A 26,748-nucleotide genomic window follows, 5' to 3' on the forward strand; every position below is an offset into this window, starting at 1 on the left:
CACATGGCGATTAAAAAGTATAAACCAACCTCAAATGGTCGTCGTAACATGACGTCATCTGACTTTGCGGAAATCACAGCAACTAAACCTGAAAAATCTTTACTTGCTCCTAAAAAACGCAAAGCTGGTCGTAACAACCAAGGTAAAATTACTGTTCGTCATCATGGTGGTGGTCACAAGCGTCAATACCGTGTTATCGATTTCAAACGATTGAAAGATGGCATTCCTGGACGCGTTGCTACTATCGAATATGATCCAAACCGCTCTGCGAATATCGCATTAATCAATTATGCTGACGGTGAAAAAACTTACATTTTAGCTCCTAAAGGATTAGAGGTTGGTCAAACAATCGTTTCTGGTCCAGATGCTGATATTAAAGTAGGTAATGCATTACCATTAGCAAACATCCCAATGGGTACAACAATCCATAACATCGAGTTAAAACCTGGTAAAGGCGGACAATTAGTACGTTCTGCTGGTACTTCTGCACAAGTACTTGGTCGTGAAGGTAAATATGTAATCGTTCGTTTACAATCTGGTGAAGTACGTTTAGTATTAGCTACTTGCCGTGCAACTATCGGTCAAGTTGGTAATGAACAACACGAACTTATCCACATTGGTAAAGCGGGTCGTACTCGTTGGTTAGGTAAACGCCCAACTGTTCGTGGTTCTGTAATGAACCCTAACGATCACCCACACGGTGGTGGTGAAGGACGTTCTCCAATCGGACGTAAATCTCCAATGACACCATGGGGCAAACCAGCTCTTGGTTACAAAACTCGTAAGAAAAAGAATAGAACTAGCAAGTTAATTATTCGTAGTCGTAAAAAATAAAGTGATGATACTACGGTTCGATATTAGAGCCGTGGTGGAGTCACGGAGGGAGGTTCCTAAATGGGTCGCAGCTTGAAAAAAGGACCTTTTGTCGACGATCACTTAATGAAAAAAGTTGAAGCGCAAGAGAGTTCCGAGAAAAAACAAGTTATTAAAACTTGGTCTCGCCGTTCTACTATCTTCCCAAATTTCGTTGGATTAACGATTGCTGTATACGATGGACGTAAACATGTACCTGTATACGTAACAGAAGATATGGTAGGTCACAAACTTGGCGAGTTCGCACCAACTCGTACTTACAAAGGTCATGGTGCAGATGACAAGAAAACAAGACGCTAATTTTGAGAGGAGGTAATTTCAAATGACACAAGCTAAAGCTATCGCTCGCACAGTGCGTATCGCTCCTCGTAAAGTACGTCTAGTTGTAGACTTAATTCGAGGTAAGCAAGTTGGTGAAGCAGTTGCAATTTTACGTCATACTCCAAAAGCGGCGTCTCCAGTCGTTGAAAAAGTGTTGAAATCTGCAGTTGCTAACGCTGAACATAACTATGAATTAGATGTAAATAACTTAGTTGTTTCTGAAATCTTTGTTGATGAAGGTCCAACTTTAAAACGTTTCCGTCCACGCGCACAAGGTCGTGCGTCGGCAATAAACAAACGCACAAGCCACATTACAATCGTGGTATCTGAGAAGAAGGAGGGTTAATCCGTGGGTCAAAAAGTACATCCAATAGGATTACGAGTTGGTATTATTCGTGACTGGGAGTCAAAATGGTACGCTGAAAAAGACTATGCGACTTTACTTCATGAAGATATCAAAATTCGTAAATATATCGAATCTGCTTTAAAAGAAGCTTCTGTTTCTAAAGTAGAGATCGAACGCGCTGCAAACCGCGTAAATATTACAATTCACACAGCGAAACCAGGTATGGTTATTGGTAAAGGCGGTCAAGAAGTAGAAAACTTACGCAAATACTTAAACGATACAACTGGTAAACGTGTACACATTAACATTGTAGAAATTAAAAAAGCTGATCTTGATGCTCGTTTAGTAGCTGAAAATATCGCTCGTCAACTTGAGAACCGCGTTTCATTCCGCCGTGCTCAAAAACAAGCAATCCAACGCACAATTCGTGCTGGTGCAAAAGGAATTAAAACACAAGTATCTGGTCGTTTAGGTGGCGCTGATATCGCGCGTGCTGAACACTATAGCGAAGGAACTGTTCCACTTCATACTCTTCGTGCTGACATTGACTATGCTCATGCAGAAGCTGACACAACTTATGGTAAATTAGGTGTTAAAGTATGGATTTACCGTGGTGAAGTCCTTCCTACGAAGAAGAACTCTGTGGAAGGAGGCAAATAATTATGTTATTACCAAAACGCGTTAAATATCGTCGTGAACACCGTGGTAACATGCGTGGTGAAGCAAAAGGCGGTAAAGAAGTAACATTTGGTGAATGGGGCCTACAAGCTCAAACAGCTAGCTGGATTACTAACCGTCAAATCGAATCTGCCCGTATCGCAATGACACGTTACATGAAACGTGGCGGTAAAGTATGGATTAAAATCTTCCCGCACAAACCATATACGAAAAAGCCTCTAGAGGTACGTATGGGTTCCGGTAAAGGTTCTCCAGAAGGATGGGTAGCAGTAGTAAAACCAGGAAAAGTAATGTTTGAAATTGCTGGTGTATCTGAAGAGATCGCACGCGAAGCACTTCGCTTAGCATCACATAAACTTCCTGTTAAGTGTAAAATAGTTAAACGTCAAGAAACTGGTGGTGAATCTAATGAAAGCTAATGAACTTCGTGAACTTGCCACTTCTGAAATAGAATTAAAAGTGAAATCACTGAAAGAAGAGCTTTTCAACCTTCGCTTCCAATTGGCGACTGGTCAATTAGAAAACACAGCTCGCATCCGTGAGGTTCGTAAAGCGATAGCTCGCATGAAAACTGTGATTCGTGAAAGAGAAATCAGTGCAAATAACTGATAAAGGAGGTTCGAAAGTATGACTGAGCGTAACCAGCGCAAAGTTTACACAGGCCGTGTTGTTTCTGACAAAATGGACAAAACAGTAACTGTTCTTGTTGAAACTTATAAAAAACATAAATTATACGGTAAACGTGTAAAGTACTCTAAAAAATTCAAAGCTCATGATGAATTAAACGAAGCGAAAATCGGTGATATCGTACGTATCATGGAAACTCGCCCACTTTCAGCTACTAAGCGTTTCCGTCTAGTGGAAATCGTAGAAAAAGCGGTTATTATTTAATAACATTTTCGGAAAACCAATTCCGAAGGGAGGTAACCTTAAATGATCCAACAAGAAAGTCGTATGAAAGTTGCTGACAACTCAGGTGCTCGTGAAGTATTAACAATCAAAGTACTTGGTGGTTCTGGACGCAAAACTGCAAACATCGGCGATATCGTCGTGTGTACAGTTAAGAAAGCAACACCAGGGGGCGTTGTCAAAAAAGGTGACGTTGTAAAGGCTGTTGTCGTTCGTACTAAATCAGGTGTACGTCGTAAAGATGGTACTTACATTAAATTTGATGAAAATGCTTGCGTTATTATCCGTGACGATAAATCACCTCGTGGAACACGTATTTTTGGACCTGTTGCACGTGAATTACGTGATAGCAACTTCATGAAAATCGTTTCTCTAGCTCCAGAAGTTCTTTAATTTCATGACAGTACCAATCAAGGAGGTGCGACACAAAATGCATGTTAAAAAGGGCGACAAGGTAAAAGTTATTACTGGTAAAGATAAAGGTAAAGAAGGCGTGGTATTAGCCTCATTCCCTAAACAAGATCGCGTTCTTGTTGAAGGTGTAAACATCGTTAAAAAACACGTAAAACCTAACCAGTTAAACCCACAAGGTGGTATTGTAAGCCAAGAAGCTGCAATCCACGTTTCGAACGTAATGCTAATCGATCCTAAGTCTGGCGAGCCGACTCGCGTAGGCTACAAAATCGAAGATGGCAAAAAAGTTCGTGTTGCAAAAAAATCAGGTGCAGTAATCGACTAATTAGAAATATGAGAAGGGAGGTACAAACATGAGCCGCCTAAAAGATAAATATTTAAATGAAGTTTCTCCTGCTCTAATGAGCAAATTTAATTATAAATCAGTTATGCAAGTGCCAAAAGTTGAAAAAATCGTAATCAACATGGGTGTTGGTGACGCTGTTCAAAACTCAAAAGCATTAGACGCTGCTGTAGAAGAACTAACAATTATCACAGGTCAAAAACCAGTAGTAACAAAAGCGAAAAAATCAATCGCTGGATTCCGTTTACGTGAAGGTATGCCAATCGGAGCAAAAGTTACTTTACGTGGTGACCGCATGTATGAATTCTTGGATAAATTAATCGCAATCGCACTTCCACGTGTACGTGACTTCCGTGGTGTTTCTAAAAAAGCATTCGATGGTCGCGGTAACTACACACTAGGTGTTAAAGAACAATTGATTTTCCCTGAAATCGATTACGATAAAGTTTCAAAAGTACGCGGTATGGACATCGTGATCGTAACGACTGCGAATTCTGACGAAGAAGCTCGCGAGTTATTGACACAATTCGGTATGCCGTTCCAAAAGTAATAAAACAAGGAGGGCAAGAACGTGGCTAAAAAATCAATGATCGTAAAACAACAACGTAAGCAAAAGTTTAAAGTACAAGAATACACACGTTGTGAACGCTGTGGTCGTCCACATTCTGTATATCGTAAATTTAAACTTTGCCGTATTTGTTTCCGTGAACTTGCATATAAGGGACAAATTCCTGGCGTTAAAAAAGCTAGCTGGTAATCCCCTAATTTGGGAAGGAGGTAAAATTCAATGACAATGTCTGATCCAATTGCAGATATGCTGACTCGCATTCGTAATGCGAACATGGTACGTCACGAGAAGTTAGAAGTTCCTGCTTCAAACTTAAAGAAACAAATCGCTGAAATTTTAAAGCGTGAAGGTTTTATCCGTGATGTAGAGTATGTTGAAGACAATAAACAAGGTATTATCCGTATCTTCTTAAAATACGGTAAAGATAATGAACGTGTTATCACTGGTTTAAAACGTATTTCTAAACCTGGTTTACGCGTTTACGCTAAAACAAACGAAGTACCAAAAGTATTAAATGGCTTAGGTATCGCTTTAGTATCAACTTCTCAAGGTGTTATCACTGACAAAGAAGCACGTGCTAAACAAATCGGCGGAGAAATCTTAGCTTACATTTGGTAATACGCTATAAACGAATGGAGGTGCAACTAAATGTCTCGTGTAGGTAAAAAACCAATTGAGGTTCCTGCAGGCGTAACAGTGACTGTCGCTGAAGATAACACTGTTACTGTTAAAGGTCCAAAAGGCGAACTTACTCGCTCTTTCAATAAAGATATTAAAATCGAACAAGAAGGTAACGTGATTACATTAACTCGTCCTTCTGAATCAAAAGAACACCGTACAATCCACGGTACAACTCGTGCGTTACTAGCTAACATGGTAACTGGTGTTTCTGAAGGATTCTCTCGTTCACTAGAACTTATCGGTGTCGGTTATCGTGCGCAACTACAAGGTAAAAAGCTTGTACTAAACGTTGGTTACTCACATCCAGTGGAGTTCACACCAGAAGAAGGTTTAGAAGTCGAAGTTCCTTCAAACACAAAGATTGTTGTTAAAGGTATTAGTAAAGAACGTGTTGGTGCATTAGCATCTAACATTCGTGACGTACGCCCACCAGAGCCATATAAAGGTAAAGGGATCCGTTACGAAGGTGAATACGTTCGTCGTAAAGAAGGTAAAACAGGTAAATAATGCTGCCTAAGGCATTAGAAAGGAGTGACCTCAGTGATTACGAAACAAGATAAAAATCAAGTTCGTAAAAAACGTCATGCGCGTGTTCGTTCTAAAATTACGGGTACTGCTGAACGTCCACGTTTAAACGTGTTCCGTTCTAATAAGAACATCTATGCGCAACTTATTGATGATGTTGCAGGAACAACTCTTGTTAGTGCATCAACTCAAGAAAAAGGTTTTGAGGGTGCAGGTAACAATATCGAAGCTGCAACAAAAATCGGTGAAATTATCGCTAAACGTGCTGTGGAAAAAAATATTACTGCTGTAGTATTTGACCGCGGTGGTTACTTATATCATGGACGTGTGAAAGCTTTAGCTGAAGCTGCACGTGAAAACGGCTTAGAATTTTAATAAGAAGGAGGGACATACTTCATGAGTCGCATTGACGCAAACAAACTTGAACTTGAAGAACGCGTAGTAACGATCAACCGTGTTGCTAAGGTTGTAAAAGGTGGACGTCGCTTCCGCTTCACTGCACTAGTTGTTGTTGGAGACAAAAACGGTCATGTTGGTTTCGGTACTGGTAAAGCACAAGAAGTTCCAGACGCAATCAAAAAAGCTGTTGAAGACGCGAAGAAAAACTTAATTGAAGTACCACGTGTTGGTGGAACAACTCCACACGAAGTGCACGGTCGCTTTGGCGCAGGTAAAATTTTAATTAAACCTGCATCAGCTGGTACAGGAGTTATCGCTGGTGGTCCAGTACGTGCCGTACTAGAACTTGCTGGTATTACTGATATTCTTTCAAAATCACTAGGTTCAAATACACCTATTAATATGGTTCGTGCAACTGTATCAGGTTTAAAAGAACTTAAACGCGCAGAGGACGTTGCAAAACTACGCGGTAAATCAGTGGAAGAATTATTAGGATAAGGGGGGAATCAAAATGGCTAACAAACTAGAAATCACCCTTACTAAATCTTTAATCGGTACGAAACCAGGGCAACGTAAAATTGCTGAAGCCCTTGGTTTACGTAAAATGAACCAAACTGTGGAACATGCTGACAACGCAGCTATCCGCGGTATGCTAGACAAAGTAGCTCATTTAGTTACTGTAAAAGAAAATTAATATCCCTAAACAATGAACAAGGAGGTGCCACCATATGAAACTTCATGAGTTAAAACCAGCAGAAGGATCACGTAAAGAGCGTAACCGTGTTGGACGTGGTATCGGTTCTGGTAACGGTAAAACTGCAGGTAAAGGTCACAAAGGTCAAAACGCCCGTTCAGGCGGAGGAGTTCGTCCTGGATTTGAAGGTGGTCAAAACCCACTATTCCGTCGTTTACCAAAACGCGGCTTTACGAACATTAACCGTAAAGAATACGCTATCGTGAACATTGATACTTTAAATCGTTTTGAAGATGGCGTTGAAGTAACACCTGCATTATTAGTGGAAACTGGTGTAGTGAGCAATGAAAAAGCTGGCGTTAAAGTGTTAGGCAATGGAACACTTAACAAAAAGCTAACTGTTAAAGCTCATAAGTTCTCTGCATCGGCTAAAGAAGCAATTGAAAATGCCGGTGGAACAACAGAGGTGATTTAATGTTTCAGACAATCTCTAACTTCATGCGCGTTCGAGATATACGAAATAAAATCATGTTTACACTAGTTATGCTAGTAATTTTCCGTATTGGATCTTTTATTCCAGTACCAAACGTAGATGCTGATGTACTTCAAGTAGCCGACCAGTTCAATCTTATCGGATTCTTAAATACATTTGGTGGTGGAGCATTGGCTAACTTCTCAATATTTGCTTTGGGGATTATGCCTTACATCACTGCATCAATTATCGTTCAGCTACTACAGATGGACGTTGTACCCAAGTTTGCAGAGTGGGCTAAGCAAGGTGAAGTCGGAAGACGTAAGCTTGCACAATTCACTCGCTACTTTACAGTCGTTTTAGCATTCCTCCAAGCATTTGCTATGTCCTTTGGATTTAACCAAATGTATGGTGGGCAATTAATCACTGATACGAGTGTGATGTCTTATATAACGATTGCTATTGTATTAACTGCTGGTACAGCATTCTTACTGTGGCTAGGTGAGCAAATCACTGCACATGGTGTTGGTAACGGTATTTCAATTATTATCTTTGCGGGGATTGTGGCTGCCATTCCAACAGCGGTTAACCAAGTATATGCACAACAAGTTGAAGGTGCAGGAGATCAATTGTTCATTAAGATCATTGTTCTTGTATTACTTGTATTAATTTTATTAGCAATTGTAGTTGGTGTTATCTACGTACAACAAGCTTTACGTAAAATTCCAATTCAATATGCTAAGCGTGTTGCTGGTCGTACACCACAAGCTGGTGGACAACAAACACATTTACCGTTAAAAGTTAATGCTGCAGGGGTTATTCCAGTAATCTTTGCAATGGCATTTATCGTAACACCTCAAACGTTAGTTGCATTCTTTGGGCAAAATGATATTACAACGTTCATTTCAAATACATTTAATTATACAGAACCTGTTGGTATGTTAATTTATGTTGCGTTAATCGTTTTATTCACTTATTTCTATGCATTTATCCAAGTGAATCCAGAGAACTTAGCTGATAATTTGAAAAAACAGGGTGCATATATTCCTGGTATTCGTCCAGGAAATGATACTCAAAGTTATTTAACTAAAGTATTATACCGTTTAACATTTATTGGGGCACTATTCTTAGTTGTTATATCGATCTTACCAATCCTATTTATTAATTTCATGAATCTACCAGCTGCTGCACAAATTGGTGGTACTAGTGTCATTATCGTAGTAGGGGTTGCGTTAGAAACAATGAAACAACTTGAGTCACAATTGGTTAAACGTCATTATAAAGGCTTTATGAAATAGAATGTTGGTAAATAGGAAACTTCTTTTGTTTCCTATGCCAGCTAGCTTTAAGGGGGAGACAAAACGTATGAATATCGTTTTAATGGGTCTGCCTGGTGCTGGTAAAGGTACACAAGCAGATAAAATTGTTGAGAAGTACGCAATCCCTCATATTTCTACAGGCGATATGTTCCGTGCTGCAATTAAAGAAGGCACAGAATTAGGATTAAAAGCTAAATCGTTTATGGATCAAGGTGCGTTAGTGCCTGACGAAGTAACGATTGGTATCGTTCGCGAACGACTAAGTCAACAAGATTGCGAAAAAGGTTTCTTACTTGATGGATTCCCACGCACAGTACCACAAGCAGAAGCATTAGATAAAATCTTATCTGATATGGATAGAAAAATTGATCATACAATTAATATTCAAGTTGATAAGGAAGAACTAGTTGCTCGTTTAAGTGGTCGTCGTATTTGTAAAGTTTGCGGCGCATCGTATCATCTTGTATTTAACCCACCCAAAGTGGAAGGTAAATGCGATAAAGATGGTGGCGAATTATACACACGTGCCGATGATAATCCTGAAACGGTTGCAAACCGTCTGGAAGTAAATATGAATCAAGCGCAACCTTTGCTTAACTATTATGAAGCAAAAGGTGTTTTAACGAATATAGATGGACAGCAGAATATTGATAAAGTATTTGCTGATCTTGACGCTCTTTTATTAGAGGGCAGCCGCAGCTAATACCCGGCATTAGGCGAATATAAATTGCTTTTCGCGCGAGAACTGCGGTGCAACAACGTACACAAACTTGAGAGTTGCAAAAGCATATTGTGCCCGATATACACTATTTGTAAGTGTAATGCTTTATAAGAATGACACTTAAGAAAGTGTGTTAAGGGTTTCGTGGAAGCATCTGTGTAAACGGGTATGAATCTCTCATCCAAGACATTCCGGCTATCGTTAAACAAAAAGGATTACAGTTTCCGAAACCGGATCTGTTCTTTCCGTGGATTGTGTGAAGCGAAACCAGACGAGCGTCTTTCGAACATCTCTCATACAATCCAAGCATATGTTAATGGAGTTGCTTCTATTTTGGAAGAACACAGTTGGATGGATTCTCTATGATGGATTTGAGAATCACAAATTGCATATAGAAGGGAGACAGGGTTGATGGCGAAAGACGATGTAATTGAAGTCGAAGGAACAGTTGTTGAGACTTTGCCAAACGCGATGTTTAAGGTAGAATTAGAAAATGGGCACACGATTCTAGCACACGTATCTGGAAAGATTCGTATGCATTTTATCAGAATTTTACCTGGAGATAAGGTTACTATTGAGTTATCTCCTTACGATTTAACTCGCGGTCGTATCACATACCGTTTTAAATAATCTTTTGCACTCCGGACTATTAAGGAGGTTGGGTTAGATGAAAGTGAGACCATCTGTGAAACCGATCTGCGAAAAATGTAAAGTAATTCGCCGACGCGGTAAAGTAATGGTAATCTGTGAAAATCCTAAACACAAACAAAAACAAGGATAACTTAAAGGAGGTGCACATATACAATGGCACGTATTGCTGGTGTTGATATTCCTCGCGATAAACGCGTTGTAATTTCATTAACTTACATTTACGGTATCGGTAAAACTACATCTCAAAAAGTATTAGCTGCTGCTAATGTATCTGAAGATACTCGCGTGCGCGATCTTACTGAAGATGAATTAAACCGTATTCGTGAACAATTAGATAAATACAAAGTTGAAGGTGACTTACGTCGTGAAATCTCATTAAACATCAAACGTTTAATGGAAATCGGTTCATTCCGTGGTATCCGTCACCGTCGTGGCTTACCTGTTCGTGGTCAAAATACGAAAAATAATGCGCGTACGCGTAAAGGTCCTCGTAAAACTGTAGCGAACAAGAAAAAATAATAAGTAAAGGGGGTTCCTTTTAACATGGCTCGTAAACAACAAACTCGTAAACGTCGTGTGAAAAAAAATATCGAATCTGGTATTGCTCACATCCGTTCTACATTTAACAATACAATTGTAACGATTACAGATATGCAAGGTAATGCGGTATCTTGGTCTAGTGCAGGTGCGCTTGGTTTCAAAGGCTCACGTAAATCTACTCCATATGCTGCTCAAATGGCTGCTGAAGCTGCTGCAAAAGCATCCCTTGAACATGGTCTGAAGACGTTGGAAGTAACTGTTAAAGGTCCTGGTGCAGGTCGTGAAGCTGCTATTCGTGCACTTCAAGCTGCAGGTTTAGAAGTAACAGCAATTAAAGATGTTACTCCAGTTCCACATAACGGTTGCCGTCCACCAAAACGTCGTCGTGTGTAATGGGTGCATCTCAAGATTTTGAGTCATCATCTTTGTACAAAATGTAAAGTTGTGCAATTATAGTAGTATATGATGGTATGAACCTAATACATTCGATGTTTTGAAGGAGGGTAAATTGAATGATCGAAATTGAAAAACCAAAGATTGAAACTGTGGAGATCAGCGAAGATTCCAAATATGGTAAGTTTGTTGTTGAACCGCTAGAACGCGGGTATGGAAACACTTTGGGTAATTCTTTACGTCGTATCCTTCTATCTTCACTACCTGGAGCTGCTGTAACATCCATCCAAATTGATGGAGTATTACATGAATTCTCTACTGTTGAAGGTGTAGTTGAAGATGTTGCTTCAATTATTTTGAATATCAAAAAGCTTGCACTTAAAATCTACTCTGACGAAGAAAAAGTTATTGAGATTGATGTGAAAGGTGATGCAGTAGTAACTGCTGCTGATATAACTCACGATAGTGACGTTGAAATTTTAAATCCAGATCTATATATTGCAACAATCGCAAAAAATGGTCATTTGCGCATGCGTATGTATGCTCGCCGTGGCCGTGGATACACTCCTGCTGATCAAAACAAACGTGAAGATCTTCCTATCGGCGTGATCCCGATCGACTCTATTTACACTCCAGTTTCACGCGTTAATTTCCAAGTAGAAAACACTCGTGTTGGTCAAAACTCTGACTTCGATAAGCTTTCACTTGATGTGTGGACTGATGGAAGCATTGGTCCAAAAGAGGCGATTTCGCTCGGAGCAAAAATTTTAACTGAGCACCTTAATATCTTCGTAGGATTAACGAACGAAGCACAAACTGCTGAAATCATGGTCGAAAAAGAAGAAGATCAAAAAGAAAAAGTTTTAGAGATGACTATCGAAGAACTTGATCTTTCTGTTCGTTCTTACAACTGTTTAAAACGTGCTGGTATCAATACGGTATTAGAACTTGCAAACAAGTCTGAAGACGACATGATGAAAGTGCGTAACCTTGGTCGTAAATCACTAGAAGAAGTAAAAGCGAAATTAGAAGAGCTTGGTTTAGGATTACGTAAAGAAGACTAAGCGATACTTTTCTAGATAAGAAACATATAAAGGAGGGAACATCCATGGGTTACAGAAAACTTGGCCGTACAAGTTCTCAACGTAAAGCGTTATTACGCGATTTAGCTACTGACTTAATCGTAAACGAGCGCATTGAAACTACTGAAGCACGTGCGAAAGAATTACGTTCTGTAGTTGAAAAAATGATTACTTTAGGTAAACGTGGAGATTTACATGCTCGTCGTCAAGCTGCTGCATTCATTCGTCGTGAAGTAGCAACTACAACTGATGAGAATGGTAATGAATCAACTTCATTTGCACTTCAAAAGTTATTTGATGATGTAGCACCACGCTATGCTGATCGTCAAGGTGGTTACACTCGTATCCTTAAAGTAGGACCTCGCCGTGGTGACGGTGCGCCTGTAGTAGTAATCGAATTAGTTTAATTTCATTATTAGCTGTAGGCTTAGAGGGTGTCCGGTTCACCGGTTGAACTAAGGCACCTCTCTTTATATACTTTTAATTTAACTTATGTTAAGTGACGGAGTATATGCAAAACATTGTATTATTCTCTAATAAGAGATGATTTGATGTTATTCTTTAATGATTTATACGACAATAAAATGGCTTAGAGCGTTTAAATGAGCGAATCCAATGGATTAACGTCTCGTCTAGCTCTGGTGCACCTCATTCTGTAGAATTTGGAAATGAGCAGCCAAATTCTAATATTTAAATGTTGTAATAGCGCATTTCTCTGAATGAGGTGCGCGCTTTTTTATTCTCTTATTATTTGGCAAAGAATACCAAAGTAATAGAGTATCTAGTGATTTTAATTTCATACATATTTAAAAATAAGATACGTTTAATGTTGGATTTTTATTTATCCTTTTATGTTCAAACGTACCTTATTTTTGTATATGTGTAGCGTTTGTAATTTCATACGATTGCTGGTAGCCAACATGTGAAAAACAGTGTAATTTAGTAGTTGAGCAAGTTGAGAGGAGTTTTGAAGGTGCGAGAAATTTTATCGTTTAATAATGTAAGTTTTACATATACACCTGAGAAAGAAGATGCACGTAAAGCCGTCCAAAACGTATCATTTTCCATAAACGAAGGAGAATGGATTTCAATCGTTGGACATAATGGATCAGGTAAGTCTACGATGGTCAAAATTATTTCAGGTCTACTTTTCCCACAAGAAGGCGAAGTACGTGTGATGAGCAATGTATTAACAGAAGAGAATTTGTGGGAAACACGCTCCCAAATCGGAATGGTTTTTCAAAATCCAGATAATCAGTTTGTAGGAGCTACCGTACAGGACGATGTTGCATTTGCTTTAGAGAATAATGGCGTACCCTATGAAGATATGGTGGAACGTGTTCATCATTCTTTAAAACAAGTGAAAATGGACAAGTTTTTAAATCATGAGCCACACCATCTGTCGGGTGGTCAAAAACAACGAGTTGCTATTGCAGGTGCACTTGCAATGCGACCTAAAATATTGATATTAGACGAAGCTACGGCGATGCTTGATCCTCAAGGGCGTGACGAGGTATTACAGACGGTAAGTACATTACGTGAAGATATCGGACTTACAGTGTTGTCCATTACACATGATGTGGAAGAAGCATTGCTAGCTGATCGCATTCTGTTTATGAACGACGGGAAAAAATATGCAGAGGGGACTCCAGAAGAGATCTTTGCATTAGGCGATAAGCTAATAGAATTTGGACTTGAATTACCATTTGCTATGAGAATGACGAAATTACTAAAATCAAATGGTGTTGAATTAGTCGGAGAACATATGACAGAAGAAGAGCTGGTGAATGATCTATGGACATCAAACTTCAACAAGTAAGCTACGCATATTCAATAGGAACACCATTTGAGAAATATGCCTTATTTGATGTAGATTTAGAAATACCAAGTAAAACATATCAGGCCATTATAGGACACACAGGTTCGGGTAAATCAACTATATTACAGCATTTTAACGGGCTTCTTAAGCCTTCTAAAGGTGAAGTCCATCTAGGTGGACGTGTAATTGTTGCTGGGAAAAAAGCAAAGGACTTAAAGCCAATACGTCAAAAGGTAGGGATTGTTTTTCAGTTTCCTGAGCACCAATTGTTTGAAGAAACAGTATTAAAGGATATTATGTTTGGCCCTATGAATTTTGGTGTTTCAGAGGAAGAAGCTGAAAAAAGAGCAAGGGAACTAATTCAACTAGTAGGATTACCAGAAACAGTTTTAGATAAATCTCCCTTTGATTTATCTGGTGGTCAAATGCGAAGAGTTGCAATCGCTGGTGTACTTGCAATGGAGCCTGAAGTAATTGTTTTGGACGAGCCAACAGCTGGCCTTGATCCACGGGGACAAAAAGAAATTATGGACATGTTCTATGAGCTACATAAGGAACAAGGTCTTACAACAATACTTGTGACGCATAGCATGGAAGATGCAGCTCGCTATGCAGATAATCTTGCTATCATGCATGAAGGCCGTTGTGTATTGACTGGTGCACCTCGAGAAATTTTTGCAGATGCAGAAACATTAGAAAGCTATCGATTAGAATTACCACGTATTGTGAAATTCCAACATAAAATCGAGAAGATGATAGGTACAACACTTTCTAAAGTATGTTTAACAGAAGAGGAACTGGCAACAGAAATTGCCCATGCTCTTAAGAAAGGGCGTGATCAGCAATGATGGAGAAAATGATCTTCGGTCGGTATATCCCGGGCGACTCGTTCGTCCATTTGCTAGATCCCCGTTCGAAATTGATTTTTGTTTTTGCCTATATAGTCATTGTTTTTATTGCTAATAATACTGTCACATACGTACTTTTATTAGTCTTTACGCTATTTGTTATATTAATGTCACGTATTCGTTTATATTTTTTAATTAATGGGTTAAAACCAGTACTGATATTATTAGTATTTACATTCCTCATTCATATCTTCTTCACAAGAGAGGGTAATATTATTTTTGAGCTTGGATTCTTCCAAGTGTATGAGGAAGGGTTACGACAAGGGATTTTTATTTCCATTCGATTTGTTGTATTAGTATTTATAACTTCGATATTAACATTAACTACTTCCCCAATTTCGATTACAGACGGATTGGAAGTATTGTTAAATCCTTTGAAAAAGATTAAACTGCCTGTACATGAATTGGCATTAATGATGTCTATTGCTCTTCGATTCATCCCAACGTTAATGGATGAGACAGATAAAATCATGAAGGCACAAATGGCTCGTGGATCGGATTTAAGTGCTGGACCACTTAAGGATCGTATAAAGGCTGTAGTTCCTTTACTAGTACCGTTGTTTGTTAGTGCCTTTAAACGTGCTGAGGATTTAGCTACTGCAATGGAGGTACGTGGATATCGAGGCGGAGAAGGACGTACACGTTATCGAAAACTTAAATGGGACTGGCGCGATACAGTAAGTATTTTAATATTAGTAGTGCTAACGGCTCTTCTAATATTCTTGCGTGACTAAAAGAGGTGAATGCTTTGCGCCGTTTAAAAGCGACGATTAGTTATGATGGGACAAGTTTTTCAGGCTATCAGGTTCAGCCAGGAGAGCGGACAGTACAGCTTGAATTAGAAAATGTGTTAACGAAAATGCATAAAGGTCAAATGATTCGAGTGACTGCAAGCGGTCGAACTGATTCGAAGGTACATGCAACAGGACAAGTCATTCATTTTGATACAAATTTATCCATACCGGTAGAACGTTATCAAAAAGCATTAAATGTTCAATTGCCACGCGATATTCGTGTTTTAGAAGTGGAAGAGGTATCAAGTGACTTCCATGCACGATTCAGCGTTAAAGGCAAAAGGTATCGATATATTTGGAATTGCGAGGATGTTCAAAGTCCATTTAGAAGAAACTATACAATCGATACAAATGGAGTTAAACCCGATACTAATAAAATGAAGGATGCTGCAAATCATATATTAGGTACACATGATTTTTCATGCTTCTGTGCAGCTAATACAAGTGTTGTTGATAAAGTTCGCACCATACACTCTCTTGAATTAGAATGGCATCAAGAGGAACTTCATATGGTCATCGAAGGAAACGGGTTTCTATATAACATGGTTAGGATCATTGCAGGGACACTTTGGGAAGTCGGCATAGGAAAACGTGACCCAAGTAATTTAAAAGCCGTAATCGAGTCTATGGATCGTAATAAGGCAGGGAAAACAGCTCCACCCTATGGATTATATTTAGAGAAGGTATATTATTAAGGGATAAATTTCATACAGGGAAGTTCGAGAAAATTTATACTAAAATGTAGAAACAACTTTACCAGGTGTACATTTTTCTCTTGACTTATTTCGCTAAATATTATATTATGACATATGGTATTTTCATTACCAACCACAAATAAGCCCCGAAACTTATTAAGTGTATATAATGAAAAATAACGGTAATCGAATCGATTAGGAGGACATATAAATGCGTACAACATTCCTGGCTAAAGGTCATGAAGTAGAGCGTAAATGGTTAGTAGTTGACGCAGAAGGCCAAACTCTTGGACGTTTAGCTTCTGAAGTAGCTTCTATCTTACGCGGTAAACATAAACCAACTTTCACACCAAACGTAGACACTGGTGATTATGTAATTGTTATCAATGCTGATAAAATTCACTTAACAGGTAACAAATTAGAAGGTAAATTATATCGCCATCACACAATGTTTGCAGGAGGTTTAAAAACTCGTACTGCAGGCGAAATGTTAGAAAAATACCCAACAAGAATGATCGAATTAGCAGTTAAAGGGATGCTTCCTAAAAACTCTTTAGGTCGTAAAATGTTTGGTAAACTAAATGTTTACACTGGAACAGAACATCCACATGCTGCACAAAAACCAGAAAGCTATCAGCTTCGCGGATAATTAATAAGAGGAGGATTTACCCTTGGCACAAGTTCAATATATCGGCACAGGTCGTCGTAAAAGCTCAGTAGCTCGTGTACGTTTAGTACCAGGCGAAGGCAAAATTGTTATCAACAACCGTAGTATCGAAGAATATTTACCATTCGAAACTTTACACTTAATCATTAACCAACCATTAGAAGCTACACAAACTAAAGGTAGTTATGATGTATTTGTAAACGTAAACGGTGGAGGATTCACAGGTCAAGCAGGCGCTATCCGTCATGGTATCGCTCGTGCATTATTACAAGTTGACCCAGATTTCCGTCCAGCTTTAAAATCTGCTGGATTATTAACACGTGACCCACGTATGAAAGAACGTAAAAAATACGGTCTTAAAGGCGCGCGTCGTGCACCTCAGTTCTCAAAACGTTAATTTTTACGTTTTCAAAAATCCCACAGCCATTGCGGTTGTGGGATTTTGTTATATATAGCCCACAATTCCCTGAAAGTAGCAGGCATCCACTTGCTACTTTCACTAAAAAACGAAGAAAATAGAAAATAGGTGAATGAGAAAAACAAATTTCCCATTCACCTGTTTATAATTTGGGGACTTTTTGGACAGCCCTTTTTTTATCATTGTTATCCAGCAGAAATTACTCCTGTTGCACTACAAGAGTAATATAGTGTAAATGTTTTTTTAGATGACATATTAAGATAATTAATTATATCCGAACCTTCAAGTTTCATAGTTTTTCCGCCATCTTAAATTTTAAGATATCAAAGAACATTAAAAGAGCATGGCATAAGGCAAAGTATGTCCCGTAAGGGAAATTGTTTAGACAACGCCGTCATTGAAAATTTCTTTGGCTTATTAAAGTCTGAGTTGCTTTACCTGCAGGAATTTAAAAGTATAGAGCACTTTGAAGAAGAATTGGATGCCTATATTTATTACTATAATCACAAACGCATGAAGACAAAGTTAAAAGATCTAAGTCCAATACAATACCGGACTCAGATCTTAGAAGCTGCTTAAATTATTTGTCTAACTTTTTTGGGTCAGATCAAACTCTAAAATGTGAGTTGATCTACAGTTTGGGCTTATTTATGCAAATAAGGTTTCTTGTTATTAGTTAGAATGAAATTTTATTCCGGAATATAAGGTAATTCCTTCATAGTTGGCACATTGATGACATGAGTTTCTGTATAAGATTTAATCCCATCTAATCCATATTCACGTCCAACGCCTGATTGTTTCACTCCACCGAATGGGAAGTGAACGTCTAATCCTTGCACTGCAGCAGTGTTGATCATAGTTGTACCAGCTTCAATGCGGCGCGCTACTTTAAGCGCGTGTTCTTCTTCGCCCCATACTGAGCTTGTTAAACCATAGATACTTTCGTTATGCAGGTTAATCACTTCTTCTTCATCATCGAATGGAAGAATCGGAACAGTTGGACCGAATTGTTCTTCTACTACCACGCGATCATGAACATCTGCACCTAATACAAGTGTTGGTTGCAGGAAGTATCCGTTATCCATTAATTCAGGGTTTAGAATTGTTCCTAATGGAATGATTTTTGCCCCTTTATTTTTTGCATCTTCCACTAAACTGTTCACATAGTTTACTTGGGCTTTGTTATTCACTGGACCAACTGTAACGTCAGGGTGGAATGGATCGCCAACTTTAATCCATTTGTTGGCTGCTTCAATGTATTTTTCAACAAACGCATCATAGATTGAACGGTGAACATAGACACGTTTAGCAATCATGCAAATTTGTCCGGCTGTTAAGAAGTTTGAAATAACCATACGGCGTAATGCGCGTTCGTCATTTACATCAAAGTCTTCCAGAACGATGGCTGCGTCATTGCCGCCAAGCTCTAACGTCATATTTTTAATTGTGTCGGATGCAGCTTTCATGATATGTTTCGCTGTATTTGTCCCACCTGTAAAGGCGATTTTCGCAATTTTTGGATTGGATGTAAGCTCAACCCCAACTTCTGCGTCACCGTTTACAAGATTCAATACGCCTGCTGGGAACTCGTCCGCGATGATCTCAGTTACAAGACTTACCGCTAAAGGTGCAAATGGGCTTGGTTTTAGTACCATTGTATTCCCTGTTAATAGAGCAGGTGCAATTTTTATAGTAGATAGAGAAATTGGATAGTTCCAAGGTGTGATAGCTGATACTACACCAATCGGGTCATGTGAGATGATTGTTCGACCGTTTTCATGGTTTAATTCTTCAGGTGAAGTAGCTTTTTTCACATTTTCAACGGCAAATTCCATCCACATTAGAGAAATCGCAATTTCTCCTTGTGCATCATAGAGTGCTTTACCATGTTCACGAGATAATAATTCTGCAATTTCTGGCAGTTGATCTTTAATTTTTTGAATGGCACGATTCATTCTTGCAATACGATCGTCAACATCACTCCATTTCCAAGTTTTAAAGGCTTCATAGGCTGCATCAATTGCTTGGATTGTTTCTTCTCTCGTATTATTTGGAGCGTAACCAACAATCTGCTCAGGGTGTGTTGGATTTTCGCGCGTAATTTTTTTATCTGTTTGTATTTTCTCGCCATTAATAATGGCGTTGACTGAAATAGGTTCTTTAGACATAGATGATTCCTCCATAATTAATAAACTTCGCTTACAGCTAGAATAATAATTCTATTAAATTACTTAATCAAGAAAGTTGCTCATACCTTAAATAGGCTTATATAAAATTAAATACATTCATACTGATTGATATAGCAAAATTTTACAAAGTGAAAGTTGGTACGTTCCTCATATTTACCTATTCAAGCGCATTGCTTAACACTTGTATTTCGAAGAAGGCCTAGATTTTTCAATTATTTGGTGTAATATAGAAATTAGTTAAATGTTTTGCAGGGGGACACGATCGGTGTTGAGAAGGTAAAACCTGACCCTTAGAACCTGATCCGTTAATACGGGCGTAGGGAGCAACGTACAATTTACATGTGTGCTTGTATGCTCTCCTTTTTTTGGAGGGCTTTTCTTTTGCAAAATTACTTTAACATTGCGGGGGGACACAATTTGTGTTGAGAAGGTTAAAACCTGACCCTTAGAACCTGACAGTTAACACTGACGTAGGGAGCAATGAAGGGTGTAATCCAACCTTTTTTAGCCTCTACTTTCAAAGTAGGGGCTTTTTGCTCTCCATAAATAAGGAGGAGAAGAACATGTTATTTCGTGAAGAAATTCAAAATGAAATAATTCTACTAGGAGGTGATGCATTATGCTAGCAAAAATTAATCAAAATAAACCCCTTGTTCATTGTATTACCAACTATGTAGTAGCGAATTTTACAGCGAATGGGTTATTGGCTATTGGTGCATCTCCAGTAATGGCAGACGAAGTAGAAGAAGTTGCAGATATGGTATCGATAGCAGGCGGACTGCTATTAAATATTGGCACAGTGAATAGTCGCACTCATGATGCAATGCTGGTTGCAGGGAAAAAGGCCAATCAATGCGGAGTACCGGTTGTGTTGGATCCTGTAGGAGTTGGCGCAACAGCTTATCGAAAAAATGCTGTTGCACAAATTCTTGAACAGGTAAAAATCGATGTACTTCGCTGTAATGAAGGAGAACTTGCTTCGATTTACGGAGTTTCCTGGGCATCGCGCGGCGTTGATAGTGGGGATGGCGAGATGGATACAATGCATGTAGCAAAAGAAGTGGCAAAGAAATATCAATGTATCGTCGTGGTAACAGGCGCAACGGATATTGTGACAGATGGGCAAGACGTGATCGAAGTGCATGGCGGCAATATTTTGGCAACACGAATAACGGGTGCTGGCTGTTTATTAAGCGCGATTTGTGCAGCAGTTTTAGCATGCAGCGAGCAGCCGATGCAGGACTTGGCTGCAACATTAAAGCAATATAAAGAAGCCGGTGAGCAAAGTGGAAAAGTGTTAGGAGCATTCCAAGTCGAGTTTATCAACGCATTACAGAAAATTGCGGAGGAATGGCGATGATTGCTTTAACAATTGCAGGTTCTGACTCTGGTGGAGGAGCAGGAATTCAAGCTGATATTAAAACCTTTCAAGAACTTGGGGTATTTGGCACAACGGCGATGACGGCACTTACAGCACAAAACACACTTGGTGTACATGGCATTTTTGATGTAACACCTGAATTTTTGAAGCAGCAAATCGATGCTGTACTGTCGGATATTGATGTACGAGCCATTAAAACAGGCATGCTTTTTTCGGCAGAGCTCATTAACGTAGTGGCAGAAGGCATGAAAATGCAAAGCATCCCCCTTGTCGTTGATCCTGTCATGATAGCAAAAGGCGGTGAAAGTTTATTGCAGGAAGCCGCAGTGGAGGCATTAAAAACAAAGCTGCTTCCAATAACAACTATTTGTACACCGAATATTCCCGAAGCAGAGGTTCTTACTGGGATGACGATAAACAATGAAAGTGATATTAAACAGGCTGCGAAAAAAATATTGGCAATGGGTGTACAGTATGTGGTGATGAAGGGCGGTCACTTACAAGGTGAATTTTCAAAGGATATAGTTTATTGGAGAGGCGGCTACTTTACTATGAAAACCCCACGTGTAGAAACAAAGAATACACATGGTACGGGGTGTACATTCTCGGCGGCGATTACAGCTAATTTGGCAAAGGGATTGTCGGTAGAAGAGGCGATTATTGAAGCGAAGAAATTCATCCAGCTGGCCATTTTAACACCGTTATCCATCGGCAATGGGCATGGACCAACGAATCATTTCGCATATAAAAAAGCATTCGGGCAATGTGAGGTAACTGTCCATGAATCGTAATGACTTGAACGTGTATTTTATTATGGGAACGGCAAATAGCGCACAGCCGTTAGTAATTCTTGAAAAGGCGTTGCAAGCAGGGATAACTTGCTTTCAATTCCGTGAAAAGGGAGAAGGCTGTTTAACCGGTGAAGACTATGAAGCATTTGCGCGGTCATGTCAAAAGCTTTGCAGGAAGTATGGTGTGCCGTTTATCGTGAACGATGATGTTGCTTTGGCATTAAAGCTGGATGCTGACGGGATTCATGTTGGGCAAGAGGATGCAGCGATTACCGAATTCAGGGCATATGCGAAGGATAAAATCATTGGTGTTTCGGTACATAATGAGCATGAAATGGCTCTGGCTGTACAAAGCGGTGCAGATTATGTTGGCATCGGTCCCATTTATCAGACAAAATCCAAGAGCGATGCTAGACCACCTGCAGGATTACATTTTTTACGTAAAGCACGAAGCCAGTATCCGGGGTTTCCGATTGTCGGCATTGGTGGCATCAATGAAAAAAATGCAGCAGAAGTACGATCTGCTGGTGCAGATGGCGTCTCTGTCATTTCTGTTATCTGTGAAAGCTTGAATATAGAGAAAACCGTACAGAAACTTAGGGGGAATGGAAATGGAGCTACATGAACAAACGGTGTTAATAACAGGGGCAAGTAGAGGTGTAGGGGAGGAGCTTGTAAGAGCCTTTGCAAGTGAAGGTGCCAATGTCATTATTAACTATTATAAAAGTCGGGAAAAAGCACAAAGCTTAGCCAAAGAACTAGGGGATAAGGTCATTGCTTTACAAGCGGATATACGCAACAAACAAGAAGTGATTCAAGTGGTTGAAGCGGCAAAGCAATATTTTGAAACCCCTGTTACAACAGTTGTAAATAATGCATTAATCGATTTTGAGTTTAATCCAAATACGCAAAAGAACGCGTTTGAGCTTAGCTGGGCTGATTATAACAAACAATTTGAAGGAACGATTCAAGGTTCTCTAAACAGCATCCAGGCGTGCTTAAATGACATGAAAGAAATGGGCTTTGGGCGGATCGTTAATATTGGTACGAATCTTTTTCAAAATCCTGTTGTTGCCTATCACGAATATACAACAGCTAAAGCGGCATTACTTGGCTTAACTCGTAATATGGCCAAAGAATTGGGTACTTATGGTATTACGGTTAATATGATGTCTGGTGGACTATTAAAGCAAACAGATGCAAGTAAAGTTACAACAGAAGAAGTTTTTCAAATTATTGAAGCCTCTACTCCCTTACAAAGAGTTACAACACCACGGGAATTAGCGGATGTTGCCTTATTTTTTGCATCTCCCTGGGGACGAGCAATTACAGGTCAAAACCTCGTTGTCGATGGTGGTCTGGTAATGGATTAGGAAAATTCAACCGAAATACTAAAACAATTTTGAGCTTCCTCCGTATTAATGAAATACAGATAATATAAGTACGGAGGAGGGGTTCAATGGATAGTTCAAGTAAAATGAAACTTGATACCGAGATATAAATAAGCTCCACATAAAATTTTGTATGAATGGATGGGGTATGATTATGTCTTTAAAAAAACCAAATGCCTTGACCCTGTTTTTCCAATTCAGCTCGGTAGTCCTTAATACCTTCAACAATTGAAGCGGCGACACGGTTTTGAAAATCATCAGTCCACATCTTAGACTCGTCCTGAGGGTTAGTCAAATACCCAACCTCTATTAGAGCTGATGGCATTTTTGTATCCTTTACAACGAATAAATCTTTCTTCGTTGTCCCCCTATCTTTAAATCCAGTCGCTTCAGCTACATGTTTTTGTATTGCTTTAGCAAAAGTTTGAGAGTTCTCGTGATAATAAAACGTTTCAGTGCCGGAAACATTGGAGTCAGAAAAGGTGTTTCCGTGAATAGAGATAAATAAATCTGCGTTTAGTTTATTGGCGTACTTAGGCCGATATCGACTTTCTTGTGAGATAAAGCTATCATCTGCTCTCGTCATATAAACCTGAATTTGAGGTTCCTGTTCTAAAAGGTTTACAACTTTCTTAGCTACACTTAAAGTGAAATTTTTTTCATATTGTCCACTATCTCCTATTGCTCCAACATCTTGACCACCATGACCTGCATCAATCACAACTTTTAAAATCGGGGTATGTTCTTTATAGCTCTCGCCAGTGCTAACTTCATTGGTATTAACGTAAGCAGATAATATGCAAATTGAAACGATGATCAATATAACGAATAATATTTGTTTTTTCATCTTCTACCTTCTCTCTAAATTTCTATACCTTTTGGCTTGCTATAGACTAAAATCGCATAGATAATCTATTTTTCTATTTCAATCCCTTCAAACTATTTAAAGATTATTAGAGAGAGATAAAGATTAGGTAAAGATAATATCGATATCATTTAAAAAATACTAAAAAGTAAATCCAGATATAAAGATAACGTTAGATTGAATTCTAATAGAGATGGTTCATGAGTAGGTAAACAAAAAAGCTATCCGTAAAACACCTTTTGCAGAAAGGTCCTTTGGATAGCTCAACTAAAATATATATTTTTCTATGCATTAAAATTTGGTGAAAAGTATTACGACTTATTTAAATAGAAGTAAAACAGCACACCATCCATTGTATTCATTACACCATACTGAACACCATGTAGTTCTAATATATTTTTAGAAATAGCAAGGCCTAATCCCGTGCCACCTTTTGAACGCTGTCGAGACATATCACCACGATAAAAACGATCCCATATTTTTTCTAAATGTTCCTGTGCAATATGAGCTCCTTTATTTTCTACACATACCTTTATACGATCATTTTCTTCCATTGTGGAAATTAAAATCCTATTATTTTCTGGAGTGTAACGAATCGCATTGGTAATAAAGTTCGTAATAACTTGTTCAATTCGATGCTGATTTGCAACGACCTTCGTATGAGAAAGCTGTTTGTGAACATGTAATTGCTTATTCGTTATTTCTAAAGCTAATTGTTCACATATATACTCAATCACCTGATCTATATAAAAGACATCCATTTCCATTTTAAACGTACCAGACTCGAATTTTGCTAAATCGAGCATATCAACAATAAGCATATCCATTTTATCTACTTCTTTTGCCATTGCTTTAAAATAATAATCTCTTTTATGACTAGCCACACCATCTTCCAAAATTGAGATGCAGCTCTTCATAATACTTAGAGGAGTCTTTAATTCATGCGAAACGCCTGAAATGAATTCTTTTCGAGTAGTTTCTAATTGTTTTTCTTTTTCTATGTCCTGTTGCAATTGGTTAATATACGAATGCAAGGTGTTGGAAAGTGTATTGATATTGTCTGATAAAGTACCAATTTCATCTTTTGATGTAACAGGTATTGTCTCTGAAAAATCCAAGTTAGCCATCTTATTTGTCGTTTCATTTATTTGTAACAAAGGTTTAGCAATTTTTTTTGAATAATAAAATGACACCAAAACAATAAGAAGAAGCACAAATAAAATGACGTAAGCATAATAATCCTGTATCATTTGTACAGCTTCATCAACGGGCTGTAATGAGGTCATAACAAAAATATAAATTGTTTCACCTGTCGTATCTTTCATGGGGCTAATAAATATTTTGTATTTAATATTATTTTCTTCATAGTCCATAGCTTCAGTATAGTCATGATGATTTTCATTCATTAAGAGGTTTACTTGAAACTGTTTTATTCTATCTATAAACACACGATTTGTATAGATGTCAGAACCGAAAGTTCCAACTGGTAATCGTAATTCCTGAATGACACCCTTTACAAAAATCTGCGAGCCGCCTTTTGGGTAAGTCTCTGTTGCAGCTTTGTTTCCATATAACCTTTCTGATAGTTGCCGATTCTCTAAAACAAAATTCTTATCCTCTAAAGTTAAAATCGTAGGAACCAATGTATTATCTATTATTACACCATCAATTAACACAGGATTTCCCTTATCTAAATCAAACTTAAGCCTTTCCACATCTTCTAAACTAGTAAGGCTATTCAACGGGACGTTCACCACAAGATTTGAAAAATCCTTATTTTGAGAAGAATCTAAATGAATTTCTAACGAAAAATCATTTGCATATTTAATATTTCCCGCACTATCTAATGCTGTAATCCATGACTGATTCTCTTGGTAAAAATTATGCTCTAGCTTTTGGATTGTTGATAGATCCTCTTTCGCCTCTAGATAAGCTGTCTTAAAGGATTGAATACTCGCATTGATATCCTCTACTTTTTGACTTGCATAAAATTGTTTGAAAAAAATAGTTTGTCCAATAAAAATAGTTGCCAAAATGAGCATACATAATAAAGTTGTTAGTATAAATAATTTTGATACAATTCCTCGCTTCATGCCTTACCCTCAAATTTATAACCAGATCGAATAACAGTTACAATTCTATTCGCGTGATTATCTAATTTATGACGTAGATTACGAATATGACTATTAACAGTGCGATCATCACCAGCAAACTCATAACCCCAAATTTTAGTAATCATTTGCTCCCGTGTTATAATAATCCCTTGATTTTGCATTAAGTAGGTTAAAATTTCAAACTCTGTGTGTCAAACTTAAATTCTCTCCATCAACTGTTACTGTACGTGAAGGGATATGGACATGGATACCGCGACTTGCTAAGGTCTCTTCATTCGACTGATTGTCTTTAATGGAATATCGACTATCGATTAATCTTTTTACTCTAGCCATTAAAATCGGCGGACTGTATGGCTTTGTCACATAATCATCGGCTCCTAATTCGAAACCTAGTAGTGTGTCATCCTCATCCGCGCGGGCAGTCAACATAATAATAGGTACATTAGATAATTTACGAATACGGCGACATACGGACCATCCATCTAACCCTGGCAACATAATATCTAGAATAATTAAATGTACTTCATATTTTTCAAATATTGTTAAAGCTTCATTACCATCAATAGCTTCTAATACTTCGTATCCTTCATTCAATAAATAATCTTTTACTATTTCCCGTAAAATGTCTTCATCTTCAACAATTAAAATCGTTTTTTGCATTTTTCTCCCTCACAATGCTTTAAAGGTAGTACTTTGAAAGGATATCATAACCATGTAAAGATGAGATAAAGATGGGCGCCTAATTTCTTTTATCCCTCTAAAGGAATCGGTATTTTTAGTATTTCTA

General features: G+C 38.4%; 38 protein-coding genes, 2 pseudogenes and 2 riboswitches. Of the genes and pseudogenes, 36 read left to right on the forward strand and 4 right to left on the reverse strand.

Annotation, left to right across the window (positions count from 1 at the left end):
• Window positions 1-3 precede the first annotated feature (3 nt).
• The 32 genes and pseudogenes from rplB to CD30_RS03525 all read left to right on the forward strand — a co-directional run.
• A complete protein-coding gene (rplB, locus tag CD30_RS03370; protein WP_036172441.1) occupies window positions 4-834 on the forward strand; it encodes a 50S ribosomal protein L2 in 831 nt (276 codons plus the stop codon).
• A gap of 60 nt (window positions 835-894) precedes the next feature.
• Window positions 895-1,173 (forward strand): 30S ribosomal protein S19, encoded by a 279-nt coding sequence (rpsS, locus tag CD30_RS03375; protein ID WP_036172443.1) that lies wholly within the window; start codon window positions 895-897, stop codon window positions 1,171-1,173.
• A 22-nt stretch (window positions 1,174-1,195) separates the two neighbouring features.
• Complete coding sequence (rplV, locus tag CD30_RS03380) at window positions 1,196-1,540, forward strand: 50S ribosomal protein L22 (protein WP_036172445.1); 345 nt, start codon at window positions 1,196-1,198, stop codon at window positions 1,538-1,540.
• A 3-nt stretch (window positions 1,541-1,543) separates the two neighbouring features.
• On the forward strand, window positions 1,544-2,200 hold the full coding sequence (gene rpsC, locus CD30_RS03385; protein ID WP_036172447.1) for a 30S ribosomal protein S3: 657 nt from the start codon (window positions 1,544-1,546) through the stop codon (window positions 2,198-2,200).
• A gap of 2 nt (window positions 2,201-2,202) precedes the next feature.
• Entirely contained in the window at window positions 2,203-2,637 is a 435-nt protein-coding gene (gene rplP, locus CD30_RS03390; protein ID WP_036172449.1) for a 50S ribosomal protein L16, read from the forward strand.
• Window positions 2,627-2,827 (forward strand): 50S ribosomal protein L29, encoded by a 201-nt coding sequence (gene rpmC, locus CD30_RS03395; protein ID WP_036172451.1) that lies wholly within the window; start codon window positions 2,627-2,629, stop codon window positions 2,825-2,827. Before rplP ends, rpmC begins: the two co-directional genes overlap by 11 nt.
• An 18-nt stretch (window positions 2,828-2,845) precedes the next feature.
• On the forward strand, window positions 2,846-3,109 hold the full coding sequence (rpsQ, locus tag CD30_RS03400) for a 30S ribosomal protein S17 (protein ID WP_036172453.1): 264 nt from the start codon (window positions 2,846-2,848) through the stop codon (window positions 3,107-3,109).
• Between the two features lie 42 nt (window positions 3,110-3,151).
• Window positions 3,152-3,520 (forward strand): 50S ribosomal protein L14, encoded by a 369-nt coding sequence (rplN, locus tag CD30_RS03405; RefSeq protein ID WP_036172455.1) that lies wholly within the window; start codon window positions 3,152-3,154, stop codon window positions 3,518-3,520.
• A gap of 37 nt (window positions 3,521-3,557) precedes the next feature.
• On the forward strand, window positions 3,558-3,866 hold the full coding sequence (gene rplX / locus CD30_RS03410; RefSeq protein ID WP_036172457.1) for a 50S ribosomal protein L24: 309 nt from the start codon (window positions 3,558-3,560) through the stop codon (window positions 3,864-3,866).
• Between the two features lie 28 nt (window positions 3,867-3,894).
• Complete coding sequence (gene rplE, locus CD30_RS03415; RefSeq protein WP_036172459.1) at window positions 3,895-4,434, forward strand: 50S ribosomal protein L5; 540 nt, start codon at window positions 3,895-3,897, stop codon at window positions 4,432-4,434.
• A 21-nt stretch (window positions 4,435-4,455) separates the two neighbouring features.
• On the forward strand, window positions 4,456-4,641 hold the full coding sequence (locus tag CD30_RS03420; protein WP_004233656.1) for a type Z 30S ribosomal protein S14: 186 nt from the start codon (window positions 4,456-4,458) through the stop codon (window positions 4,639-4,641).
• 30 nt (window positions 4,642-4,671) lie between these two features.
• Window positions 4,672-5,070, forward strand: a complete 399-nt coding sequence (rpsH, locus tag CD30_RS03425; protein WP_036172461.1) for a 30S ribosomal protein S8 — start codon at window positions 4,672-4,674, stop codon at window positions 5,068-5,070.
• A gap of 30 nt (window positions 5,071-5,100) precedes the next feature.
• Window positions 5,101-5,640: a 50S ribosomal protein L6 gene (rplF, locus tag CD30_RS03430; RefSeq protein ID WP_036172463.1), complete on the forward strand. Its 540-nt coding sequence runs from the start codon at window positions 5,101-5,103 to the stop codon at window positions 5,638-5,640.
• 33 nt (window positions 5,641-5,673) lie between these two features.
• Window positions 5,674-6,033 carry a 50S ribosomal protein L18 gene (gene rplR, locus CD30_RS03435; RefSeq protein WP_036172465.1) on the forward strand — a complete coding sequence of 120 codons (360 nt, stop codon included), beginning with the start codon at window positions 5,674-5,676 and terminating at the stop codon, window positions 6,031-6,033.
• Window positions 6,034-6,054: 21 nt separating this feature from the next.
• On the forward strand, window positions 6,055-6,555 hold the full coding sequence (rpsE, locus tag CD30_RS03440) for a 30S ribosomal protein S5 (RefSeq protein WP_036172467.1): 501 nt from the start codon (window positions 6,055-6,057) through the stop codon (window positions 6,553-6,555).
• Between the two features lie 13 nt (window positions 6,556-6,568).
• Entirely contained in the window at window positions 6,569-6,751 is a 183-nt protein-coding gene (gene rpmD, locus CD30_RS03445; protein WP_036172469.1) for a 50S ribosomal protein L30, read from the forward strand.
• 34 nt (window positions 6,752-6,785) lie between these two features.
• Window positions 6,786-7,226: a 50S ribosomal protein L15 gene (rplO, locus tag CD30_RS03450; protein ID WP_036172471.1), complete on the forward strand. Its 441-nt coding sequence runs from the start codon at window positions 6,786-6,788 to the stop codon at window positions 7,224-7,226.
• Complete coding sequence (gene secY / locus CD30_RS03455) at window positions 7,226-8,521, forward strand: preprotein translocase subunit SecY (RefSeq protein WP_036172473.1); 1,296 nt, start codon at window positions 7,226-7,228, stop codon at window positions 8,519-8,521. The genes rplO and secY overlap by 1 nt, the downstream gene beginning before the upstream one ends.
• A gap of 67 nt (window positions 8,522-8,588) precedes the next feature.
• On the forward strand, window positions 8,589-9,245 hold the full coding sequence (locus CD30_RS03460; protein WP_036172475.1) for an adenylate kinase: 657 nt from the start codon (window positions 8,589-8,591) through the stop codon (window positions 9,243-9,245).
• A 429-nt stretch (window positions 9,246-9,674) separates the two neighbouring features.
• Window positions 9,675-9,893, forward strand: a complete 219-nt coding sequence (gene infA / locus CD30_RS03465; RefSeq protein ID WP_016429904.1) for a translation initiation factor IF-1 — start codon at window positions 9,675-9,677, stop codon at window positions 9,891-9,893.
• Window positions 9,894-9,930: 37 nt separating this feature from the next.
• Window positions 9,931-10,044 (forward strand): 50S ribosomal protein L36, encoded by a 114-nt coding sequence (gene rpmJ, locus CD30_RS03470; protein WP_000868344.1) that lies wholly within the window; start codon window positions 9,931-9,933, stop codon window positions 10,042-10,044.
• Between the two features lie 23 nt (window positions 10,045-10,067).
• Window positions 10,068-10,433: a 30S ribosomal protein S13 gene (gene rpsM, locus CD30_RS03475; protein ID WP_036172481.1), complete on the forward strand. Its 366-nt coding sequence runs from the start codon at window positions 10,068-10,070 to the stop codon at window positions 10,431-10,433.
• Between the two features lie 24 nt (window positions 10,434-10,457).
• Complete coding sequence (rpsK, locus tag CD30_RS03480) at window positions 10,458-10,847, forward strand: 30S ribosomal protein S11 (RefSeq protein WP_036172483.1); 390 nt, start codon at window positions 10,458-10,460, stop codon at window positions 10,845-10,847.
• Window positions 10,848-10,966: 119 nt separating this feature from the next.
• On the forward strand, window positions 10,967-11,911 hold the full coding sequence (locus CD30_RS03485; RefSeq protein WP_036172485.1) for a DNA-directed RNA polymerase subunit alpha: 945 nt from the start codon (window positions 10,967-10,969) through the stop codon (window positions 11,909-11,911).
• A 44-nt stretch (window positions 11,912-11,955) separates the two neighbouring features.
• The gene (gene rplQ / locus CD30_RS03490; protein ID WP_036172487.1) at window positions 11,956-12,336 is read left to right on the forward strand and encodes a 50S ribosomal protein L17; all 381 of its coding nucleotides are present in this window, start codon (window positions 11,956-11,958) and stop codon (window positions 12,334-12,336) included.
• A gap of 566 nt (window positions 12,337-12,902) precedes the next feature.
• Window positions 12,903-13,748: an energy-coupling factor ABC transporter ATP-binding protein gene (locus tag CD30_RS03495; RefSeq protein WP_036172489.1), complete on the forward strand. Its 846-nt coding sequence runs from the start codon at window positions 12,903-12,905 to the stop codon at window positions 13,746-13,748.
• The gene (locus CD30_RS03500; RefSeq protein ID WP_036172491.1) at window positions 13,724-14,596 is read left to right on the forward strand and encodes an energy-coupling factor ABC transporter ATP-binding protein; all 873 of its coding nucleotides are present in this window, start codon (window positions 13,724-13,726) and stop codon (window positions 14,594-14,596) included. The genes CD30_RS03495 and CD30_RS03500 overlap by 25 nt, the downstream gene beginning before the upstream one ends.
• Window positions 14,593-15,390, forward strand: a complete 798-nt coding sequence (locus CD30_RS03505) for an energy-coupling factor transporter transmembrane component T family protein (RefSeq protein WP_036172493.1) — start codon at window positions 14,593-14,595, stop codon at window positions 15,388-15,390. The genes CD30_RS03500 and CD30_RS03505 overlap by 4 nt, the downstream gene beginning before the upstream one ends.
• 14 nt (window positions 15,391-15,404) lie before the next feature.
• Complete coding sequence (truA, locus tag CD30_RS03510; RefSeq protein WP_036172495.1) at window positions 15,405-16,145, forward strand: tRNA pseudouridine(38-40) synthase TruA; 741 nt, start codon at window positions 15,405-15,407, stop codon at window positions 16,143-16,145.
• A gap of 211 nt (window positions 16,146-16,356) precedes the next feature.
• Window positions 16,357-16,794, forward strand: a complete 438-nt coding sequence (gene rplM / locus CD30_RS03515; RefSeq protein ID WP_036172497.1) for a 50S ribosomal protein L13 — start codon at window positions 16,357-16,359, stop codon at window positions 16,792-16,794.
• Between the two features lie 22 nt (window positions 16,795-16,816).
• Window positions 16,817-17,209: a 30S ribosomal protein S9 gene (gene rpsI, locus CD30_RS03520; protein WP_036172498.1), complete on the forward strand. Its 393-nt coding sequence runs from the start codon at window positions 16,817-16,819 to the stop codon at window positions 17,207-17,209.
• Between the two features lie 339 nt (window positions 17,210-17,548).
• Window positions 17,549-17,809 (forward strand): annotated as a pseudogene (locus CD30_RS03525) (transposase); the annotation flags it as partial.
• A 110-nt stretch (window positions 17,810-17,919) separates the two neighbouring features.
• On the opposite strand, the gene CD30_RS03530 reads toward CD30_RS03525, so the two are convergent.
• A complete protein-coding gene (locus tag CD30_RS03530) occupies window positions 17,920-19,398 on the reverse strand; it encodes an aldehyde dehydrogenase family protein (protein WP_036172502.1) in 1,479 nt (492 codons plus the stop codon).
• Between the two features lie 261 nt (window positions 19,399-19,659).
• Window positions 19,660-19,759: riboswitch (TPP riboswitch) on the forward strand.
• Window positions 19,760-19,813: 54 nt separating this feature from the next.
• Window positions 19,814-19,913: riboswitch (TPP riboswitch) on the forward strand.
• A gap of 122 nt (window positions 19,914-20,035) precedes the next feature.
• Here CD30_RS03530 and thiM point away from each other — a divergent pair.
• Genes thiM through CD30_RS03550 form a run of 4 tightly spaced genes read left to right on the forward strand, consistent with a single transcriptional unit; the run spans window position 20,036 to window position 22,964 of the window.
• A complete protein-coding gene (thiM, locus tag CD30_RS03535) occupies window positions 20,036-20,779 on the forward strand; it encodes a hydroxyethylthiazole kinase (RefSeq protein WP_170933636.1) in 744 nt (247 codons plus the stop codon).
• Window positions 20,776-21,591 (forward strand): bifunctional hydroxymethylpyrimidine kinase/phosphomethylpyrimidine kinase, encoded by an 816-nt coding sequence (thiD, locus tag CD30_RS03540; protein WP_036172506.1) that lies wholly within the window; start codon window positions 20,776-20,778, stop codon window positions 21,589-21,591. Before thiM ends, thiD begins: the two co-directional genes overlap by 4 nt.
• The gene (gene thiE, locus CD30_RS03545; RefSeq protein ID WP_141096030.1) at window positions 21,581-22,216 is read left to right on the forward strand and encodes a thiamine phosphate synthase; all 636 of its coding nucleotides are present in this window, start codon (window positions 21,581-21,583) and stop codon (window positions 22,214-22,216) included. The genes thiD and thiE overlap by 11 nt, the downstream gene beginning before the upstream one ends.
• Entirely contained in the window at window positions 22,203-22,964 is a 762-nt protein-coding gene (locus CD30_RS03550) for a 3-oxoacyl-ACP reductase (protein ID WP_036172508.1), read from the forward strand. The genes thiE and CD30_RS03550 overlap by 14 nt, the downstream gene beginning before the upstream one ends.
• Before the next feature lie 178 nt (window positions 22,965-23,142).
• Here the strand turns inward: CD30_RS03550 and CD30_RS03555 are convergent, their stop codons facing one another.
• From CD30_RS03555 to CD30_RS03565, 3 genes and pseudogenes are all read right to left on the reverse strand, one after another.
• Window positions 23,143-23,829, reverse strand: coding sequence for an N-acetylmuramoyl-L-alanine amidase family protein (locus tag CD30_RS03555; RefSeq protein ID WP_036172510.1), 687 nt, complete (start codon window positions 23,827-23,829; stop codon window positions 23,143-23,145).
• Window positions 23,830-24,158: 329 nt separating this feature from the next.
• Window positions 24,159-25,940, reverse strand: coding sequence for a HAMP domain-containing sensor histidine kinase (locus CD30_RS03560; RefSeq protein WP_036172512.1), 1,782 nt, complete (start codon window positions 25,938-25,940; stop codon window positions 24,159-24,161).
• Window positions 25,937-26,621, reverse strand: a pseudogene (locus CD30_RS03565) (response regulator transcription factor). Before CD30_RS03565 ends, CD30_RS03560 begins: the two are co-directional and overlap by 4 nt.
• Between the last annotated feature and the right edge of the window lie 127 nt (window positions 26,622-26,748).

Source organism: Ureibacillus massiliensis 4400831 = CIP 108448 = CCUG 49529, assembly GCF_000772965.1.
Lineage (GTDB): Bacteria > Bacillota > Bacilli > Bacillales_A > Planococcaceae > Ureibacillus > Ureibacillus massiliensis.